The organism is Halorutilus salinus, assembly GCF_026242195.1.
GTDB classification, from domain to species: Archaea; Halobacteriota; Halobacteria; order Halobacteriales; family Halorutilaceae; genus Halorutilus; species Halorutilus salinus.
Genome location: NZ_RKLV01000004.1, coordinates 50425 through 67802 on the forward strand (window position 1 = coordinate 50425; position 17378 = coordinate 67802).

Here is a 17378-nt window from a genome sequence, read left to right on the forward strand (position 1 = left end):
TTTCGATGGTGATTTGCACGGGGAGCGCGAAGCCGGCGTATGAAACAGCCGCATATACTCGTCGAAGAGGGCGCGGTAAACGGAACCGTACTTCTACCCGGCGACCCCGGACGTGTCGACAGGATAGCCCAGTACCTCGACGGTGTGGAGCATCTATCCGACAACCGTGAGTACAGGCTCGTCAACGGAAGCTACAACGGAAGCCCCCTTACGGTCTGTTCGACTGGAGTCGGTTGTCCGAGCGCCGCTGTCGCAGTCGAGGAGCTTGCGAACGTCGGTGCGGAACGTCTCGTACGTGTCGGAACGGCGGGCGGTCTACAGTCTGAGATGAACACAGGGGACATCGTGGTGGCGACGGCGGCGGCGAAGTTCGACGGAACGACAGAGAGGTACGAGAACGTCGAGTACCCCGCCGTCGCGTCCCTCGGTATCGTCAACAGCCTCGTAAACACAGCCGAACGCGAGGGTCAGGACGTACACGTCGGACCTGTCGTGACCGACGACGCCTTCTACGCCGAGGACGAGATAGCCTTCGACTGGGAGGAGGCACGTATGCTCGCAGTCGAGATGGAGGCGGCGGCTATATTCACGCTCGCGCGGCGTCTGGGTCTCGAAGCGGGCGGTATACTCGCCGTCGACGGGAACCTCGTCGCGGGCGAACAGAAGGGGGAGACGGAGGACGACGAACTGTCCGAGGAGGCGAAGCAGGGGGTCGAACGCGAGGTACGTGTTGCTCTTGAAGCCGTTCAGGATATGTAGTACACGACGGGCGCGACAGGAAGAGGTACGAACGCCGTCCAAGCACCGAGACGGTCGCGGAGGCTTGCCGTCGGTTCACCGTCGGTCTCGAAGTCGAGGGAGAGTGACGTCTTTCCGTCTCCGACGTTGTATCCGAGGTCGAACGAAGACCGCGCGGGCGTCGGGACGCCTGTATCACGAAGCTCCTCAAGGTAGGTCGCCGTGTTCTCCGACGTGTAGCTGACCTCGGCAGAAACCGCGCCGCGTCTGTTCTCCGCCGTCCAGTTGACCTCCTGTGCAAAGCCCGAACGTTGGCGCGCGCGCCGGAGTTTCTCAGCCCCCTCATAGCCTCTGTCGTTTAGGGAGACGGCGGACAGTGTACCGTGGTTCCGGAGATCGAAGCTCCAGTTAGCCTCCGTCTCATCGCCCCGCGATAGGTCGACAGCCGCCTCATCGACGGTCGGTGTCCTCATACCCGCCGCGTCCCTCAGACCGTCGAGGCGTGCGGTATAGTCGGCGTCGACGGCTGTTACGCCCCTGTGCTGGGTACGTTCCGAGGCGTGCGCGTCGATATAGACAGAGACCTCAGACCCGACGGTCTCGGAGACCGATGTAAGGAAGGAGTCGACGACCGCACGCACCGTTTCGGAGGAGCCAACGAAGCCGGCTACCGGAGAGTTAACCGGAACTACATGGCTACCCTCGACGGCGAAAGGGTCGTCGACTATACGGAGTTCGTGGAGTTCGGTGGGTCGTTCTCGGTACACGGTTACGTCGCCGGAGGAGACGAAACCCGACGGTGTCTCGCGTACACGCCCCTCGGTTTCGAAGAAAGGCGCGGGAAGAGCTGTCTCCTCAGCGTCGAGGCGTACGTCCAGACGCTCCGGTAGGTCAGCCTTTACTTCGACGGTACCTGACCGCGGGGCGAGATCCTCGACGAGGCTCCGTAGCTCGGCGACGGTAAACATCCGCGTCGAAGTCGTCGTCGCCCCGTCTAAAACCTACTTGTTAACGTCGAGAACTGCGACGCGTTCGAGTACGAGGGATTCGAGGCGGTCTTTACCGACGGCGTCAACCTCCTCGTCGGTCAGACCGAAGAAGTCGAGCAGACGCCCTTCGTCGCCGTAGTCGAAGGTTTCGGGTTCGTGCGTCAGGGATAGGATGTCGTCGACGGCGTTTTCCTCGGAACCACCGTCGACCACAAGGACGGCGTCGTGCTCTCCGGGTCGCAGACCCATACGTGTCGCGACGTCTATCTGGCGCGTCCCTGCGGCGTAGAGAAGAACCTCCATAGAGAGTGTGTCGGCGACGTTCTCGCCGCGGTCGAATGACCGTCGCGCCTTCTTGACCGCCTCCTCGACGTGCAGACGCGAGACGATGTAACGCGCGTCGAAAGCCTGCGCGACCACGTCGTGGTCGTCGCGTACGGCGTCGAGTTCGTCGAGGAAGTCGTCGGTGTCTTCGACGACGGCGGTACGTTCGAGGATTCGCATACAGGAGCGTCGGGGGCGAACGGATTAACGGTTTCGCCTCGTCAGAAACGCATATACCGGCGTGGTGTATACGTTCGTATACAGATGTCGAAGACGATACGTCTCGACGAGGATGTCTACGAGGGGCTGACGGAGCGCAAACGCGACAACGAAACGTACTCCGAGGCTGTCGAACGTCTGATAGGCGGGCGTTCGGTTCTGGGTTTGGCGGGGATACTTTCCGACGAAGAGGCGGAGGAGCTGGAGGAGGTTCTCGATGAGGTCGACGAACGCGATGCGGAGGACGACGAGGCGCTCGTGGAGGAGTTCGGATGATACTCGACTCTTCGTTCGTAATAGATCTGATGAAGAACGACGAAGGCGCTGTCGAGAAAGCCGCCGAACTTGAAGAGGGTGGCACGACGCTCCGCGTCCCGACTATGACCGTCGCTGAACTCTACGTCGGCGTGGGATACTCCGAGGAGGTCAGGGAGGAAGCCGACGAGATAGACCGCGCGGTCGGTTCGAAGCCTACGGTGGATATGAACGATGAGATAGCCAAGGAAGCGGGACGTATGATAGGCGGTCTCAAACGGGAGGGCGAGCCGGTAGGCAGGGGCGACGCCGTGATAGGCGCGACGGCATCGGTGCGCGGTGAGCCGGTTCTAACGAGAAACACAGCCGACTTCGAAAGGCTGGGTGTCGAGGTAGAACGTTACAGGTAGTACAGCAGAATGCCCCCGTCTTTAGGCGTATACTGAGGAAGCTCAGTTTGTCTCGCAAATCAAAGATTTGCGGGGTACGCGAATCTTCGATTCGCTTGGCTCAGAAACCTTCGATTTCTGAACGGGTGATGAATCCGTCGGACGGTTCAACTAACCGTTAGTGTTAATACAGTCAGGAATTTAGTTGTAGTTAGGTCAACCGACCTACGGAGGCGGCTTGTCCGCCCGAAGTAACGAGGCAATATCCGAAAGAGGTTGTGAAGGTGCATCCTAAAAGGTGTACTGTAAAACTCCCATCAAGCACGGTGAAAAAGATAACTCCGAATCTTCTTACGGAAGATAGGAGTAACGGTAGCTTGGCACTGCCACGAACCGATATAACCGCGAACGGTGGAAACACCTGATAAGGTTGTGTCGGTTGGAAATCTTAAATTCCCAACGTGGGATTCACCCGACTTTAGGCGGGTGAGGATGTCAAGCGGGAGGATGTCAATGAGTGCTACCGGAACGCGCCTTGCGCGCCATGTAGACGAAGAGACCGAGTATACCGAGGACGCCGTACGCGAAACCGCGTAGCCTCGGACGCGACAAGCCACGTTTCTTTGAGTCGTCGTAGACGTAGTAGCCGACGGGTGGACCGAGGACGAGAACGTACAGAGCCACGCGTACAACCAGACCGTTGTAGGCGGTGAGTAGCTCCGTCATCCCTCTCTACCCTCCAGACGAGGGACGGCGTAGAGAACGAGACCCGTAAACGCCATCAGAAACGCGAATAAGACGTTCATCAGGCTCCGTGAGCCGATCGACAGGGCGTAGACGTATCCGACGCCGATAGCCATGTAGACGAGGGCGAAGAGAACGTTCGTATTCGCCATGTCAGTTCTACGTCGCGTAGCTAAAAGGGCTTCCGCTCGGTAGGGCTTTGCGCCGACCGTCAGACGGATACTTCTGTAACACAAATGAGTACACATGACAGAGAAACTAAAGCCGGTTCAGGCGCGGGTACCCGAGAGCGTCGAGGACGAACTCGACCGCCTCGTTGAGTCGGGCAGATACGCGAGCAGGAGCGAGGCGATACGCGAGGCTCTTAGGAAGTTACTCGCCGAGGAAAGCCGTGGTTCTCTGCGAGAACTCGCCGACCGCGCAGGCGTGAGCGAGGAGGACATGCTCGAAGAACTCGATGACGTTAGAAACGGATGACGAGACATACCGTCTTCGTGGACACCAACATACTCGTTTCGGGTATCTTCTTCGACGGTCCGGAAGCCGAACTCCTCGATACGAGAGGTATCCGTCTCGTAACTGCTGAGGTCTGTAAGGAGGAACTGAAGGATGTCTCCTCTCGGAAGTGGACGTCGAGGAAGGCGCACGCGAGATGCTTAACGGCGCTCTCGTGGATATAGATACAGTGCCCGAAGAGAGGTACGAAGGTAGATACGACGAAGCCACCGAAGTCGTCGGCGAGGGAAACGACGCCGAGGTTCTCGCGTGTGTTCTAACGGTCGAACCCGACTACTTCGTGACGGGTGACGGGGATTTCCATAACAAAGAGGTTAGGCACGCGGTCGACGTGAAGGGAACATCGGATACGCTCGCCGAACTGTAGTCTTAGAAGTCGCCTATCGAAGACTGCTCCGTCTGTTCAACCGACGCCGTCGCGTCCATCTCGTCGGCGTCTTCGTCGCGCCCCACCTCGTCGAGCACGCGTTCCGCCGTCTTGGGTCCGAGGAGGTCGGCGACGCGGTCGGCGTTAACACCGCGCAGGTCGTCGCGTGTCTCTATCCCCGCCTCGTACAGACGGCGCGCGCGTACACGTCCCACGCCGCGAACACGGACGAGGTCAAGGAGTTCGTCACGTACACCGTGCTGTACGCGGAGACGCGTCTCGTGTACGACCCTCTGATGAGGTGAGTCGACGAGCTCGGCGAGCGACTCGGCGGCGTACAGGAGCCAGTCGGCACGCTCGACACGTGTACGTACGTCGCCCGGCGCGACATCGTGCTTCTCGGCGATACGTTCCTCGTCGCGCTCGTCCGTCCAGTCGTGCAGGACGACGGCGGTCTTTAGGGACGCTAACCAGTCCTCGAACCCGCGATCGAACTCCGACGGCTGGTTGACGAGTTCGTCCTCGTGGTCCTGAGCGAAGCCGTACATCTTCTCGTCGTCGCCCTTGCGTAGGTACAGACGGTACATGTCAGGCGTATGTGCGACGGCTTCGAGAAACGTGAGGGATGTCGGATCGTCCGCCTTCCGTATCTTGTCGACGATACGTTCGGCGCTCAGAGGGTCGAGGTAGAGACGCGAAACCGTATGTCCGAGGTCGGTGGCTGTGAGTTCGTCGTCGCCTTCGACCATCTCCGCATCGCGCAGGAAGCCGAGCACGTCGTCGACAGTACCCGAAAGGTCGGCGTCCGGCTCCTGATGGGCGTAGAACGTCGCGCCGAGGAAGTCGAGGACACCCTCGCGCGACGATGCGAAGCCGCTCGCTACGGTCGAGAGGACGTGCGTACGTAACGCCTTCCTGCTCGCTAACTTCGAGTAGACAGGCTCGGGTTCGCCCTCGACGTACTTCTCGCGTAGCTCGTCGGCGTCGGCGTTACCCGCGACGAGAACCGCCTCGCCGTGAGGGTCGAGTCCCGGACGTCCCGCGCGCCCGAACATCTGATGCACCTCCAGAACGGGTAGCGGCTCCATACCCGTGTCGCTGTACCTCATATGGTCACGGACGACGACACGGCGCGCGGGGACGTTGACGCCCGCGGCGAGCGTCGGTGTAGCACATATTGCGGCGATGTCGCGCGAGCGGAAAACGTCCTCAACCGCCTCACGGTGCTCGGAACGTAGACCCGCGTGGTGGAAGGCGACACCCCCTTCGAGACAGTTGGCGAGACGTTCGCCTGTCTCTGTCGTCGCGGAGTCACGTACCTCGTGTCCGACGCCCGACGCGCCGAAGCCGAGCGACGCGAGGCTCTCGGCGGTCGCTTCGGCGCTCCTACGTGAGTTTACGAAGACAAGCGCCTGTCCGCCACCGTCGACAGCACCACGTACGAGCGTCTCCACGTCGTCGCCTTCCGCTGTCGTACCGTCGTCGAACTCAACGGTTCCGTCCACGGCGACGCCTTTCTTGAGGTCGACGGGTCGCCAGTCGGACTCGACGAGGACGGCATCGAGCCATCCCGCGAACTCGTCGGCGTTCGCAACCGTGGCGCTGAGTGCGACGAACTGAGGGTCCGAAAGACGGCGTAGCTTCGCCATAGTAACCTCTAAGGTCGGTCCCCTGTCGGGGTCGTCGATGAGATGTACCTCGTCGGTGACGACACACGAGACGTCACGGACCCACGAGACTCCGTTACGGACGAGTGAGTCGACCTTCTCGCTCGTCGCTACGATCACGTCGTTGTCGCCGAGCTGTTCGTCGCGTTCGTCGTAGTCGCCCGTCGAGACGGCTACGTCGACGGGAAGGCGTCGGAAGGCGTCCGCCTTCTCCGAAGCGAGCGCGCGCAAGGGGACGACGTAAAGAGCCTTTCCGCCGTCCTCAACAGCCGAAAGCATACCTATCTCCGCGATAAGCGTCTTACCGCTCGCCGTCGGGACCGCCGCAACGACGTTCTCGCCGTCGGCGACGCCCGCGTTGACAGCCTCCTCCTGAGGTGGATACAAGGATTCAACGCCGTCGGCGAGGAAGGCTTCGACCGCGTCGTCGCCCAACGGCAGGTCGCGTACGTCCATCTGTACGCCCTACGTCGCCTCCTCCCTAAACCGTTTCGTGACGTATCAGGGGCTTTGAGAGATGCCGACGCGCCGAAGGGGGAACCTCGTACCACCCCTCTTCGAGTTCGCGTTCTACTGTTTCCTCAACGAGTGAGTCGGCGGTTTGGTCACAGCTATCGGCGCGGCACCTGTAGCCCTGTCGGCGTCCTGCGCTCTCCATACGGCGTCCGCAACAGGTCGGCTTTACGCGACGGACGCGGTTCAAAGAGACGACGCGTAGCTTCTCGATCTTGAGCGTTCCGTCGGAGACGCTCCCGCATACGACGACACGGTCACCTTCGCGCAACGACCGGACGGTACCGCGGAAACGACCCGTGGGTTCGAAGGCTGAGCAGTCGAGACGGACGTCGTCCTCAACTGTAAAGAACACGTGTCCGCCCTCGCGCGTCTCCGGCGGTTCGATGACATCGCCTTCGACAATGTATGAACCGCCGTCACGTGTCTCGGTTGCACGCGCGTCTACGAGATGGGCGTCCGTCCCTTGGTTCGTACGGTAGACGGCGAGACGCTCCGCGCCCTCAACATCGACGTACGCGTTCGCGTCCCAGACGCCGCCGAAAGTTCCGCGCAGACCGTAGACGACGGGTCCGTCCGTCGCAGGCACGGCGACAACCTCTCCCGTCTCCTCGTCGACGGTGTCCCACGTCCGCGGATACGTCGCCTGATGCGCGTCGAAGAAGGAGTCGTACGAGACACGCCTCTCCTCGCCCCGTTCGTCGCGCCCGCGGTAGACGAGAAGCTCGTACGTCCAGTCTTCGAAGGCGCGCGACGCACCGACGGCGGCGAGCGCACCTACGACACCGCGTCCGTTCTTCCATCCACGGAGACGTACGCCGTTCTCACCCGCGACACGTCGCGCCTCCTCCTGTTCCACGTAGCCGTGTACCGCCCTCTCGGTGTACCGCGCGAGCGCCTCGTTCGGTTCATCCTCTCGCAGAAAACCGACGCCGGGGTTCGTCTTGGCGTCCTCGAAGACGGCGTGTTCCTCGACCGCATCGACGACGGCGCTCTCAACGCGTTCGGGCGCATCCGTCTCGACATGGAGCGCGAGCGCGGCGTTTCCACGCGTCTTGTGCTCCACGTCGGGGTTGAGACGGACGAGGAGACGGTCACGGACGCGCGCGAACCCCGAAACACGTTCTGCGACAACCGCGGCGAGGTAGGTGGTACACATGCCGCGTGTCGCCGAGTCGGTGTCGTCGATTCCGACGATCATCGCCGGACGTACGCCTTCGACGGTTAAGTACCCAAAGATTCCTTCCGACGGTGCAGAGACAAAACCGCGCGAGTGCACAACGTCATCCCCACGTCTGACGTTGGAGTTATATGTTGCGTCTCCGTACGTGGGGGAAAGATGTCCAGAGACCTCCGATCACGCCTCAAGGAGTTAGAGACGACCGTAGACGCGCTCACCGACGAGATAGTTGAGATACAGCAACGTCTCGACGAGATGGAGAACGCCGAGGAGAAGAGGAACGAGATAGGCGTGGGTGTCGATGAAGAGGAAGGCGAAGACGAAGGGATGAACGAGGACGACGACATATACGTGGCATAATGCACATAAAGGAACTCCGTGTGGACGGCTTCAAGTCGTTCGGTGAACCCACCACCGTCCCTTTCTACGAGGGGTTCACGACCGTAAGCGGTCCGAACGGTAGCGGTAAGAGCAACCTTATTGACAGCATACTTTTCGCGCTCGGTCTCGCGCGGACACGCGGTATGCGAGCGCGTCGTCTCCCCGATCTGCTTTACGACCCGCCCGAAGGTGACGGTTCCGTAAACGAGGCGAGCGTCGAGGTCGTCCTCGACAACTCCGACCGTAAGGTGACCGAGGAAGAGATACGTTCGGCGTGCGGCGAAGTTACGGAGCCGGACGAGGTGGTCGTCAAACGCCGCATCAAACGTACGTCGAACGACTACTACTCGTACTACTACCTCAACGGTAGGTCGGTCAACCTCTCGGATGTACAGGATCTTCTGGAGAGCGCGGGCGTAACCCCCGAAGGCTACAACGTCGTGATGCAGGGCGACGTCACCGACATCATCAACATGTCGGGTACGGAGCGCCGTGGTATCATAGAGGAGACAGCGGGGACGGCGAAGTTCGACGAGAAGAAGGAGGAGGCGCGCGAGGAGCTTGAGGTCGTCGAGGAACGCGTCGACCGTGTCGAACTCGTGCTTGAGGAAATAGAGGAGCGCCTCGAAGAACTCGTCGACGAACGCGACAAGGCGGTAAGGTACAAGGAGCTAAAGGAGGAGAAGGAGGGGTACGAGTCGTACCTGACGGCGGCGAAGCTGAGCGATGTCGAGGACGAGATAGACGGTGTCGAGGGGAAGATAGAAGCCGAGCGCGAAAAGAAGGCGCGTCTGGAGGGTGAGCTTGAGGAGCGCGAGGACGAACTCGGAGAGCTAAAGAACGAGCTTTCGGGGCTTGAGGAGGAGATAAGCACGAAGGGCGAGGACGAACGCCTCGAACTCAAGTCGGAGCTTGAGGAGATAAAGGGGCGTATATCCACAAAGACGACACGTATCGAGGACGCCGAGGAGGTGCTCGAAGACCTCAAGGACGAACGCAGGGAGGCGTTCGTAAACGCCGACAAGGCGCGCGAGGAACTCGACGACATAGACGACGGGATCAAGGACGCAAAGGTACGTAAGTCGAGCATCAAGTCCGACCTCGCGTCGAAGGAGGACGAACTCGGCGAGGTCGAGGAAGAGATAGAGGAGGTAGAGGGCGAGTACGCCGACGTTCGTCAGGAGCTACAGGAGAAGAAGGAGAGCGTCGACGAGCTACGTGACGAAAGAAACGAGCTACAGCGCGAGAAGGATCGTCTACTCGACGAGGCTCGGCGCCGTACACGTGAGGTTGAGGAGGTCGAGAAGGAAATCGAAGAAGGGCGCGAGAAGATCGAGGACGCCGAACGTGAGACAGAGGATCTTCGTGAGAAGCTCCGAAAGGAGCGTAAGAACCTCGAAGAACTCGAAGAGGTACGCGACGACCTGCGCGGTAGACGCGACGAGCTAAAGGACGACCTCGACGACATAGAGGAGTCCTTGCGCGCCAAGCAGGACGAGTACGCAGAGGCTGAGGCGCGTTCGGGCGGAGGCGGTTCGTCGTACGGACGCGCCGTCTCCGCGGCGTTGAACGCCGATATCGACGGTGTACACGGTACGGTCGCAGACCTCGGTAGCGTCGCGGGCGAGTACGCGACTGCGTGCGAAACGGCGGCTGGCGGACGTATGGCGAACGTCGTCGTCGACAACGACTCCGTGGGACAACGGTGTATCGAGCATCTGAAGAGCCGTAACGCGGGACGCGCAACCTTCCTCCCGCTCAACGAGATGCACGACCGTTCGCTGTCGTCGCGTCCGCTTTCGCGCGACGGTGTGGTGGACTACGCATACAACCTCGTCGGCTTCGACGCCGAGTACGCGGGTGTCTTCTCTTACGTCTTAGGCGACACGCTCGTCGTCGAGGATATAGAGACGGCGCGCGACATGATGGGCGACCACAGGATGGTTACGTTGGACGGCGACCTCGTCGAGAAGTCGGGGGCTATGACGGGCGGCTCTAAACGCGAGTCGCGTTACTCGTTCGGCTCCAAGGGGGCTGTCCAACGTCTCGCCGACCGTATAGAGAAGCTTGAGGACGAGCGCCGGTCGGTAAAGAACGACCTGTCGGATGTCGAGGGTCGTCTTGAGGGCGTCAACGAGGATCTGCGCGACAGACGCGACGAGGTCGGGAGGTACGAGGATCGTCTGGAAGAGCTCGAAGACGAAACCGAACGTCTCACCGCGGAGATAGATGCGAAGGAGGAACGTCTCGGAGAGGCGGAGGACGAACGCGCCGAAACGCGCGAGGAGATGGAGGAGGTCGAGGAGCGTATCGATGAACTCGGCGGTGAGATAGACGCGAAGGAAGAGACGGTCGAGGAGCTACGCACCGAACTCGAAGGCTCGCGTGTCTCCGAACTCACCGACCGTGCGGAGGAGATACGCGACGGTATCGACGCGCTCGAAGACGACCTACGCGATGTCGAGGGCGAGCTAAACGAACTCGAACTCGAAAAGGGGTACAAGGAGGACGCCATCGACGAGTATCAGGAACGTATACAGGAGATAGACACCAAACGCGACGAAAAACGCGAGGTCGTCGAAAGCCTCGGGGACGAGATAGACGAACTCGAAGACGAGGCGGACGACAAACGCGCCGAGATAGAGGAGATAGACGAGGAGATAGGCGACCTACGCGACGAACGCGACGAAAAGAAGGAGGAGGTGGAGGAGAAGGCGGACGAGAGGGACGAGGTGCGGAGGAAGGTCGAACGCGCCGACGACCGTCTCGGTTCGTTACGCGCCGAGCTATCATCGCTCGAAGACGAGGCGGAGGAGCTACGCGACGAACTCGACGACGTACCCGACGACGTGCCCGAGTACGACGAGCTGAAGAACGAGATAGAACGCGTCGAAGCGAAGATGGAGGAACTCGAACCCGTAAACATGCTTGCGATCGACGAGTACGACGAGACAAAGGAGAGACAGGACGACCTTCAGGAACGTAAGGCGACGTTGGAGGACGAGAAGGCGGCTATAAACGACCGTATCGAGGGGTTCGAGGAGGAGAAACGCGAGAAGTTCATGGACGCTTTCGACGCGATAGACGACGAGTTCCGCGAGGTCTTCGAGGAGCTTTCGGACGGAACCGGCGAACTCGTACTCGACGACCGCGACGAGCCTTTCGAAAGCGGTCTGACCATAGAGGCGAAGCCGCGCGACAAGCCCGTCAAACGTTTAGAGCAGATGAGCGGCGGTGAACGTTCGCTTACGGCTCTTTCGCTCATATTCGCAATACAGCGTTACACGCCTGCGCCGTTCTACGCATTCGACGAGGTTGACGAGTCGCTCGACGCCGTCAACGTCGAGAAGGTCGCAGAGACGATCGACGAGATCGCCGACGCGACACAGTTCGTCGTCATAAGCCACAGGTCGAACATGGTCGAGAAGGCTGACCGTATCGTCGGCGTAACCATGCAGGAGGACAACGTTTCACGCGTAACGGGGGTGAAGGTCAATGACAGCGGCGACGGAGAGTCCGCAGAAGCCGGGGCAGACTGAGCCTGTCGACGTACTCGTCGAGATGGCGCGCGAGGGCGAGATAGACCCTTGGGATGTCGACATAGTCGATGTCACAGACAAGTTCCTCGAAAGGCTCGACGAGGGGGACCTCGTCCGTTCGGGGCGCGCGCTTCTGTACGCGAGCATCCTTCTACGTATGAAGAGCGACTACGTCGTCGAGGAGGACGAGGACGACGAACAGGACGACCCTGCGATGGGATGGCGCGACGGCGCGCCCCGCGACGAGGCGTTCGACGACGGTATAGACGCGCTCGAAGCCGAGTTCGAACGCCGTCTTGAACGCCGCGACGTACGCGATAAGACGCGTCCCGAGACGCTCGACGAACTCGTGCGTGAGCTACGTGAACGCGAACGCGGTAGCTGGTGGAAGGAGAAACGCGAGTACGACACGTCGCCCGACGAGGGGATGGAGTTCCGCCCCGAACGTGCCCCCGAACCGACGACAGAGGACGCGATGGACACGGCGCACGAGGACGATATAGAGAGCCGTGTCGACGACGTACGCGACCGTCTCGCCGACGAGTTCGACCACCGTGACGAGATACTGTTTGCGGAGCTACGCGGCGAGACAAAACGCGAGACCGTAACCACGTACATCGCCCTACAGTTCCTCGCGATGCGCGACGGCGTACTTCTCGAACAGGACGAACTCTACGGCGATCTCTGGGTAAAAAGCGAAAACGAAGACCGCGAAAACGCGGAGTAAGATTTAGCTACTACGCCGGCTTTACATCGACTCGTTACCGCTACCGCCGTCGGACTCGTTACCGCCGCCGTTGCCGCCGTCGGTTCCGTTCATGTCGCCGTTCATGCCACCGTTGCCGGTGTCGGTGTCGGTTTCGTTGCCGCCGTCGCCTCCGCCTTCACCTTCGACGACCTCGACGCTACCGACCATGTCCTGTGCGAGATGTACGGAGCAGACGTAGTCGTACGTGCCCGACTCCTCGAACGTGTACGTGAACTCGTTACCTTCCGTGGCGACGAGTTCGCTCTCGAACATCGGGTCGCTGACGGTTTCGGTTCCGTCCGACTGAACGACGTTGTGCTGGCTACCGCGTCCCGTCCATACCCAGCGCACAGTCGTACCGGGGTCGACCCTGACATCAGCCGGGTCGAACTTGTAGCCGCTCGGACCCGCTCCGACATCGACCTCAACCTCGCCCTGTCCGGTCATGTCGGAGTAGTTGCCGTCCTGTCCTGCGGTCGTGTCGCCACCGCCGCCGTTGCCGCCGTCGCCGTTGTCTCCGCCGTCGTCGGTTTCGTTACCGTCGCCGCCGTCGTCTCCACCGCCACCGAGACATCCGGTTACTCCTGCCGCCGCCGCAACGCCTGTGAACTTAACGAACTTTCTTCTGTCCATGGTTTACACCTGTAGTAGGCTATCCGGTCGCACCATATTAACGTTTATAAAAAATCCGAGAACCGAACCGTCGGATTAGATGTAGTCTTCGTCTTCGAGACCGTCCATTATGTCGCCGACGAGCTCCTCAACGTCGTCGTACGGGAAGTCCTGCTGACCGCCCGCCTGCGTGTTAAGCTCCATCGCCGTCATCGAGAAGTCGCCCGACGAGAACTCGGTTTCGGGACCCTCGGGAAGCGCCGGAACGAGATCCATGGGGCTGTTTACGGGGAAGTCGGCTCCTTCGAACGCGTCTATAAGCTGTTGTCTCAGGTCGTCTTTGTCAACCATGTGCATAAGAAGTAGGTCTCACATTAATAACCGTTTATTAAACGACGTATGAGTTTATACTCGTTTTCGGAGGCGTCCGTTAGAAAGCAAGATTTATCACGGCTCTTGTCCCGTCTGTGGTATGGAATACCATGACGGAGAACGTCTGAGCCATCTCGGTGACGTACCGGAGATGGGGGCGTACCGGTACGGCGACAGGACGGCTTTCCGCACGAGCTACGGACAGGAGATCACGTACGAGGGGTTGGAGGAGAGGTCGAAGAAGGTTGCGAACGCCCTGATTGCGGAGGGCGTCGAACCCGGTGACCGCGTCGGTCTGTTTGTGCCGAACACGCTCCAGTTCCCGCCTGCGTACTTCGGGGCGGTCAAGGCGGGCGGTGTCGCGGTTCCGATCAACCTGCGTATGGATCCCGACTCGATGGTCTACGTCGTCGACAACGCCGAGGTGGACGTGATGATAGCGTCCGACAAGGTTCCGGGCGGGAGCGCAGAGGATATCGCCGCGGAGGCGGACGTTTCGACCGTCATGCTACCGGGCGGGAGCGACGACGCGCCCGACGGCGTCGATGTCGTCGACTACGACGGTGTCGTGGAGGAGGCGAGCGCCGAACTCGACCGTCCGGAGCGCGAGTTCGACGACGTTGCGGTACAGCCGTACACGAGCGGGACGACCGGCGATCCCAAGGGCGTGCTTCTGACGCATGAGAACCTGCTTACGACGATAGAGTCGTACTCAAGCGGCGGTCTTCCCATCGACCCCGATGACTCCATACTCCTCATACTGCCGCTGTTCCATATCTACGGTCTGAACGCACTCATGGGTAGCTTCCTGTACGTCGGCGGTAGCATGGTGATGCAGGGCGTCCCTAACCCGACGCTGATGCTCAACGCTATCGAGGACAACGAACTCACGGCGTTCGCGGGTGTCCCCGCGATGTACAACATGATGTTCCGTGAGTACGAGAAGAACCCCGACGACTACGACGTTTCGTCGCTCGACTACGCGATCTGCGCCGCCGCGCCGCTCGCCGAGGACACGGTTGAGAAGATAGAGACGGAGTGGAACGTCTCCGTCGCCGAAGGCTGGGGTATGACGGAGACGGGTCCCGCGGGATGCGTCGAACCTCCGCGCGGTGTACAGAAGGAGGCGGGGTGTGTCGGAGCGCCCGTGCCCAACCTCGAAATAAAGCTCGTCCATCCCGAAAACCGCGACGAGGTCCGTGTCGCGCCCGAAGACCTCGAACCCGCAGGGATGGCGAAGGGTACGCTCGACTTCGACGACGAGGACAGCGTGACGGGTGAGATTGCGGTGCGAGGACCACAGATATTCGAGGGGTACTTCAAACTCCCCCGTAAGAACGACGCCGTCTTCGACGACGAGGGCTGGTTCTACACTGAGGACATCGCGCGCGTCGACTCCGACGGCTACCTCTGGATGGTCGATAGGGCGGACGACATGATTATCGCTGGGGGTGAGAACATCTATCCCGCGGAGGTCGAGAACGGTCTTTACGAACATCCGGATGTCGCAGAGGCGGCGGTCGTCGCCGCGCCCCACGAGATCAAGGGCGAAGCGCCCGTCGCTTTCGTCGTACTCGAAGAAGGCGTCGAGGAGGGCGTCGACATCACGGAGGAAGGGCTACGTGAGTTCTCGTTGGAGCATACGGCGCGGTACGCACACCCGCGGCGTATCTTCTTCGTCGACGAGCTACCGAGGAGCGCGACACAGAAGGTTCAGCGGTACAAGCTCGAAGACAAGGCTGAGGATCGTGTCGACGGTGCGCTCGAATCGAGCGAAGAGCTTTAGCGCGGTAGAAAGAATATAAGCGCGCGCCTCGTAACACGTACATGCGATGCGGTAACTGTCGCGCTGAACGCGAGACGCGTCAGGCGCTTTTCGAGAAGGACGGACGTGTCATCGATACTGCGTTTCTCTGCACCGCGTGCCTCGGACGCCTGCGGTGGGACGACGACTGCGTCCTCTGCGGGCGCGGCGAACGCGAGACGGCGATGAGCGTCAAGCACTGTCGGCGCGTCGGCGGAAGACGCGTGACCGACGCGGGTGGTGTCTGCATACGGTGCCGTCTACGTCTCCGCGTCGAGCGCGATGGGCGACAACGCGTTTTGAGTTAGCCGCGCGGAGGGCGCAGAAGCCTTTTCCGCACGCCCGGCGTCTTCGATCCATGGCTCTACGTACACCCGACGACCGCTTCGAGAACCTGCAAGGATACGGCTACGACGCCGAGTACGTCGACGTGGAGACGGGCGAAGAGAAGACACGCGTCGCGTATGTCGACGAGGGCGACGGCGACGAGACGTTCCTGTGCCTCCACGGCGAACCCACATGGTCGTACCTCTACCGTAAGATGGTACCGACGCTCGCCGAGAAGGGGCGCGTCGTCGTCCCCGACCTGCCGGGGTTCGGACGTTCGGACAAGTTCGAGGACGAGGAGGAGTACACGTTCGCGTCGGAGTACGACGCCGTCGGGTCCTTCGTCCACGAACTCGACCTGACGGACGTCACGCTCGTCTGTCAGGACTGGGGCGGCATACTCGGCTTGAGCGTCGCGGCGCGTAACCCCGAACGTTTCGCGCGTCTCGTGCCTATGAACACGGGTCTTCAGGACGGTAGCGCCGGTATGCCCGACGAATGGAAGCAGTTCCGTGACTTCGTCGCGGGCGCGGACGAACTACCCCTTGGATTCATGGTAGACGCGGGATGCGTTTCGGATCTGAGCGACGAGGTCAAGGCTGGCTACGAAGCGCCGTTCCCCGACGCTTCGTACCAAGCGGGTGCGCTCGCCCTTCCCCTACGCGTTCCGACCTCAACCGACGACCCCGGAGCGGACGAGGTGGCGGAGACGCGCGAACTCCTGAGCGACTGGGACAAGCCCGCCTTCGTCCTCTTCTCCGACTCGGATCCGATTACGGGTCCCGCACGCGACGACCTACGCGCGCTCATACCGACCGCCGACGAACAGCCCGATATACGTGTGGAGAACGCGGGTCATTTCCTGCAGGAGGACGCTGGCGAACGCGTCGCTCAGCATATCGTAGAGTTCGTCGAGAGGACGTAACCGGTAGCCGGAGTTTCGGGACGGCTACCCGTCGTCGTTTTCGTCCTCGCCGTCCTCGGAGACGTTCATGTATACCCATGCCCACATCTGACCGCGTTTGGAGCGTGGTCCCATCAGACCATCGCCCCCTTAGCACCGTCCGTGTCCTCCTCGCATGCCGGTGTTCGCGTCCTGTAGTTTGAGCTTGTCGCGTCCGGAACCTCTTTCGTCTTTCTCGCCCTCGCCATGTTTTTAGGTTTACCTAATAATACAAATGCGTGTCGTTCCACCGTGGCTATGATAACGCGACGGCGTCACAAGTAGACGATGACAGATACGGTGATCCTCCCGCTCGGTGTCGTCGCGGGCTTGGTTGCGACCCTGGGAATGGACTTGGCGATGAGACGGCTTCCGGAGGGCGGAACACCGCCGAGGGTTGCGGCGGGTGTACTAACAGAAACCCACCCTGACGTTTCGTCCGAACGCCTGTCGGGTTTCGTACACTACTTCGCGGGCGCAGGCTCCGGGGTTCTGTACGCGTACCTCTACCTCGTTATCGGTTCGTTGGCGTCCGTGCCGCCGATCGCCGAGGCGGTTCTCGCAACGGTCGTCCTGTACATCGGTATGGTCGGATTCTTCGTCTTGGTGCCTCTACGTCTCTCGTCGGTTGAGAAAGGTAGAAGAAGAGGTATAGCGAGGGACTGGGGTCTGTCCGCTCTCGTGTACGTCATGGTTGTCGCTCCCGTCTTCGGTGTTATGTTACGCGGCGTAGGGACGGTCTGGTGAGAAC

Annotated in this window: 21 protein-coding genes; 13 read left to right on the forward strand and 8 right to left on the reverse strand. The window is 60.9% G+C overall.

The window, feature by feature from the left end:
• Positions 1-39: 39 nt before the first annotated feature.
• Entirely contained in the window at positions 40-759 is a 720-nt protein-coding gene (locus EGH25_RS04850) for a nucleoside phosphorylase (RefSeq protein ID WP_266086519.1), read from the forward strand.
• Here EGH25_RS04850 and EGH25_RS04855 read toward each other — a convergent pair.
• Positions 747-1706, reverse strand: coding sequence for a hypothetical protein (locus EGH25_RS04855; RefSeq protein ID WP_266086520.1), 960 nt, complete (start codon positions 1704-1706; stop codon positions 747-749). The genes EGH25_RS04850 and EGH25_RS04855 overlap by 13 nt on opposite strands.
• 33 nt (positions 1707-1739) lie before the next feature.
• Positions 1740-2231 (reverse strand): KEOPS complex subunit Cgi121, encoded by a 492-nt coding sequence (cgi121, locus tag EGH25_RS04860; RefSeq protein ID WP_266086521.1) that lies wholly within the window; start codon positions 2229-2231, stop codon positions 1740-1742.
• Between the two features lie 84 nt (positions 2232-2315).
• Between cgi121 and EGH25_RS04865 the strand changes: the two genes are divergently transcribed.
• Both EGH25_RS04865 and EGH25_RS04870 read left to right on the forward strand, forming a co-directional pair.
• Complete coding sequence (locus EGH25_RS04865) at positions 2316-2546, forward strand: antitoxin VapB family protein (RefSeq protein ID WP_266086522.1); 231 nt, start codon at positions 2316-2318, stop codon at positions 2544-2546.
• Positions 2543-2935: a PIN domain-containing protein gene (locus EGH25_RS04870; RefSeq protein WP_266086523.1), complete on the forward strand. Its 393-nt coding sequence runs from the start codon at positions 2543-2545 to the stop codon at positions 2933-2935. The genes EGH25_RS04865 and EGH25_RS04870 overlap by 4 nt, the downstream gene beginning before the upstream one ends.
• A 489-nt stretch (positions 2936-3424) precedes the next feature.
• Here EGH25_RS04870 and EGH25_RS04875 read toward each other — a convergent pair whose 3' ends face one another.
• Entirely contained in the window at positions 3425-3640 is a 216-nt protein-coding gene (locus EGH25_RS04875) for a hypothetical protein (protein WP_266086524.1), read from the reverse strand.
• Entirely contained in the window at positions 3637-3810 is a 174-nt protein-coding gene (locus EGH25_RS04880) for a hypothetical protein (RefSeq protein ID WP_266086525.1), read from the reverse strand. Before EGH25_RS04880 ends, EGH25_RS04875 begins: the two co-directional genes overlap by 4 nt.
• Before the next feature lie 94 nt (positions 3811-3904).
• Here EGH25_RS04880 and EGH25_RS04885 point away from each other — a divergent pair, with 94 nt between their 5' ends.
• Genes EGH25_RS04885 through EGH25_RS04895 form a run of 3 tightly spaced genes read left to right on the forward strand, consistent with a single transcriptional unit; the run spans position 3905 to position 4541 of the window.
• Positions 3905-4135 carry a ribbon-helix-helix domain-containing protein gene (locus EGH25_RS04885; protein ID WP_266086526.1) on the forward strand — a complete coding sequence of 77 codons (231 nt, stop codon included), beginning with the start codon at positions 3905-3907 and terminating at the stop codon, positions 4133-4135.
• Complete coding sequence (locus EGH25_RS04890; RefSeq protein WP_266086527.1) at positions 4132-4338, forward strand: hypothetical protein; 207 nt, start codon at positions 4132-4134, stop codon at positions 4336-4338. The genes EGH25_RS04885 and EGH25_RS04890 overlap by 4 nt, the downstream gene beginning before the upstream one ends.
• Complete coding sequence (locus EGH25_RS04895; RefSeq protein WP_266086528.1) at positions 4284-4541, forward strand: hypothetical protein; 258 nt, start codon at positions 4284-4286, stop codon at positions 4539-4541. The genes EGH25_RS04890 and EGH25_RS04895 overlap by 55 nt, the downstream gene beginning before the upstream one ends.
• Before the next feature lie 2 nt (positions 4542-4543).
• Here EGH25_RS04895 and EGH25_RS04900 read toward each other — a convergent pair whose 3' ends face one another.
• Together EGH25_RS04900 and EGH25_RS04905 are read right to left on the reverse strand one after the other, a co-directional pair.
• A complete protein-coding gene (locus tag EGH25_RS04900; RefSeq protein WP_266086529.1) occupies positions 4544-6664 on the reverse strand; it encodes an ATP-dependent DNA helicase in 2121 nt (706 codons plus the stop codon).
• Between the two features lie 25 nt (positions 6665-6689).
• Positions 6690-7922, reverse strand: coding sequence for a tRNA(Ile)(2)-agmatinylcytidine synthase (locus EGH25_RS04905; RefSeq protein ID WP_266086530.1), 1233 nt, complete (start codon positions 7920-7922; stop codon positions 6690-6692).
• Positions 7923-8060: 138 nt separating this feature from the next.
• On the opposite strand from EGH25_RS04905, the gene EGH25_RS04910 reads away from it, so the two are divergent.
• The 3 genes from EGH25_RS04910 to EGH25_RS04920 are packed head-to-tail and all read left to right on the forward strand — an operon-like array spanning position 8061 to position 12548.
• Complete coding sequence (locus EGH25_RS04910; RefSeq protein WP_266086531.1) at positions 8061-8261, forward strand: hypothetical protein; 201 nt, start codon at positions 8061-8063, stop codon at positions 8259-8261.
• Positions 8261-11821 (forward strand): chromosome segregation protein SMC, encoded by a 3561-nt coding sequence (gene smc, locus EGH25_RS04915; RefSeq protein WP_266086532.1) that lies wholly within the window; start codon positions 8261-8263, stop codon positions 11819-11821. Before EGH25_RS04910 ends, smc begins: the two co-directional genes overlap by 1 nt.
• Entirely contained in the window at positions 11778-12548 is a 771-nt protein-coding gene (locus tag EGH25_RS04920; protein WP_266086533.1) for a segregation/condensation protein A, read from the forward strand. Before smc ends, EGH25_RS04920 begins: the two co-directional genes overlap by 44 nt.
• Before the next feature lie 21 nt (positions 12549-12569).
• Here EGH25_RS04920 and EGH25_RS04925 read toward each other — a convergent pair whose 3' ends face one another.
• Together EGH25_RS04925 and EGH25_RS04930 are read right to left on the reverse strand one after the other, a co-directional pair.
• Positions 12570-13202: a halocyanin domain-containing protein gene (locus EGH25_RS04925; protein WP_266086534.1), complete on the reverse strand. Its 633-nt coding sequence runs from the start codon at positions 13200-13202 to the stop codon at positions 12570-12572.
• A gap of 75 nt (positions 13203-13277) precedes the next feature.
• Complete coding sequence (locus EGH25_RS04930; protein ID WP_266086535.1) at positions 13278-13532, reverse strand: MTH865 family protein; 255 nt, start codon at positions 13530-13532, stop codon at positions 13278-13280.
• A gap of 121 nt (positions 13533-13653) precedes the next feature.
• Between EGH25_RS04930 and EGH25_RS04935 the strand changes: the two genes are divergently transcribed.
• From EGH25_RS04935 to EGH25_RS04950, 4 genes are all read left to right on the forward strand, one after another.
• Positions 13654-15339 carry a class I adenylate-forming enzyme family protein gene (locus tag EGH25_RS04935; RefSeq protein ID WP_266086536.1) on the forward strand — a complete coding sequence of 562 codons (1686 nt, stop codon included), beginning with the start codon at positions 13654-13656 and terminating at the stop codon, positions 15337-15339.
• A gap of 41 nt (positions 15340-15380) precedes the next feature.
• Positions 15381-15665, forward strand: coding sequence for a hypothetical protein (locus EGH25_RS04940; RefSeq protein WP_266086537.1), 285 nt, complete (start codon positions 15381-15383; stop codon positions 15663-15665).
• 50 nt (positions 15666-15715) lie between these two features.
• Positions 15716-16609, forward strand: a complete 894-nt coding sequence (locus EGH25_RS04945) for a haloalkane dehalogenase (RefSeq protein ID WP_266086538.1) — start codon at positions 15716-15718, stop codon at positions 16607-16609.
• A 306-nt stretch (positions 16610-16915) separates the two neighbouring features.
• Entirely contained in the window at positions 16916-17374 is a 459-nt protein-coding gene (locus EGH25_RS04950; protein WP_266086539.1) for a hypothetical protein, read from the forward strand.
• Positions 17375-17378 lie beyond the last annotated feature (4 nt).

Excerpts from the sequence above, each read along its gene's own strand:
- EGH25_RS04850 (WP_266086519.1), top strand. The coding sequence starts at position 40 with ATGAAACAGCCGCATATACTCGTCGAAGAGGGCGCGGTAAACGGAACC.
- EGH25_RS04855 (WP_266086520.1), bottom strand. The coding sequence starts at position 1,706 with ATGTTTACCGTCGCCGAGCTACGGAGCCTCGTCGAGGATCTCGCCCCG.
- cgi121 (WP_266086521.1), bottom strand. The coding sequence starts at position 2,231 with ATGCGAATCCTCGAACGTACCGCCGTCGTCGAAGACACCGACGACTTC.
- EGH25_RS04865 (WP_266086522.1), top strand. The coding sequence starts at position 2,316 with ATGTCGAAGACGATACGTCTCGACGAGGATGTCTACGAGGGGCTGACG.
- EGH25_RS04870 (WP_266086523.1), top strand. The coding sequence starts at position 2,543 with ATGATACTCGACTCTTCGTTCGTAATAGATCTGATGAAGAACGACGAA.
- EGH25_RS04875 (WP_266086524.1), bottom strand. The coding sequence starts at position 3,640 with ATGACGGAGCTACTCACCGCCTACAACGGTCTGGTTGTACGCGTGGCT.
- EGH25_RS04880 (WP_266086525.1), bottom strand. The coding sequence starts at position 3,810 with ATGGCGAATACGAACGTTCTCTTCGCCCTCGTCTACATGGCTATCGGC.
- EGH25_RS04885 (WP_266086526.1), top strand. The coding sequence starts at position 3,905 with ATGACAGAGAAACTAAAGCCGGTTCAGGCGCGGGTACCCGAGAGCGTC.
- EGH25_RS04890 (WP_266086527.1), top strand. The coding sequence starts at position 4,132 with ATGACGAGACATACCGTCTTCGTGGACACCAACATACTCGTTTCGGGT.
- EGH25_RS04900 (WP_266086529.1), bottom strand. The coding sequence starts at position 6,664 with ATGGACGTACGCGACCTGCCGTTGGGCGACGACGCGGTCGAAGCCTTC.
- EGH25_RS04905 (WP_266086530.1), bottom strand. The coding sequence starts at position 7,922 with ATGATCGTCGGAATCGACGACACCGACTCGGCGACACGCGGCATGTGT.
- EGH25_RS04910 (WP_266086531.1), top strand. The coding sequence starts at position 8,061 with ATGTCCAGAGACCTCCGATCACGCCTCAAGGAGTTAGAGACGACCGTA.
- smc (WP_266086532.1), top strand. The coding sequence starts at position 8,261 with ATGCACATAAAGGAACTCCGTGTGGACGGCTTCAAGTCGTTCGGTGAA.
- EGH25_RS04920 (WP_266086533.1), top strand. The coding sequence starts at position 11,778 with ATGACAGCGGCGACGGAGAGTCCGCAGAAGCCGGGGCAGACTGAGCCT.
- EGH25_RS04925 (WP_266086534.1), bottom strand. The coding sequence starts at position 13,202 with ATGGACAGAAGAAAGTTCGTTAAGTTCACAGGCGTTGCGGCGGCGGCA.
- EGH25_RS04930 (WP_266086535.1), bottom strand. The coding sequence starts at position 13,532 with ATGGTTGACAAAGACGACCTGAGACAACAGCTTATAGACGCGTTCGAA.
- EGH25_RS04935 (WP_266086536.1), top strand. The coding sequence starts at position 13,654 with ATGGAATACCATGACGGAGAACGTCTGAGCCATCTCGGTGACGTACCG.
- EGH25_RS04940 (WP_266086537.1), top strand. The coding sequence starts at position 15,381 with ATGCGATGCGGTAACTGTCGCGCTGAACGCGAGACGCGTCAGGCGCTT.
- EGH25_RS04945 (WP_266086538.1), top strand. The coding sequence starts at position 15,716 with ATGGCTCTACGTACACCCGACGACCGCTTCGAGAACCTGCAAGGATAC.
- EGH25_RS04950 (WP_266086539.1), top strand. The coding sequence starts at position 16,916 with ATGACAGATACGGTGATCCTCCCGCTCGGTGTCGTCGCGGGCTTGGTT.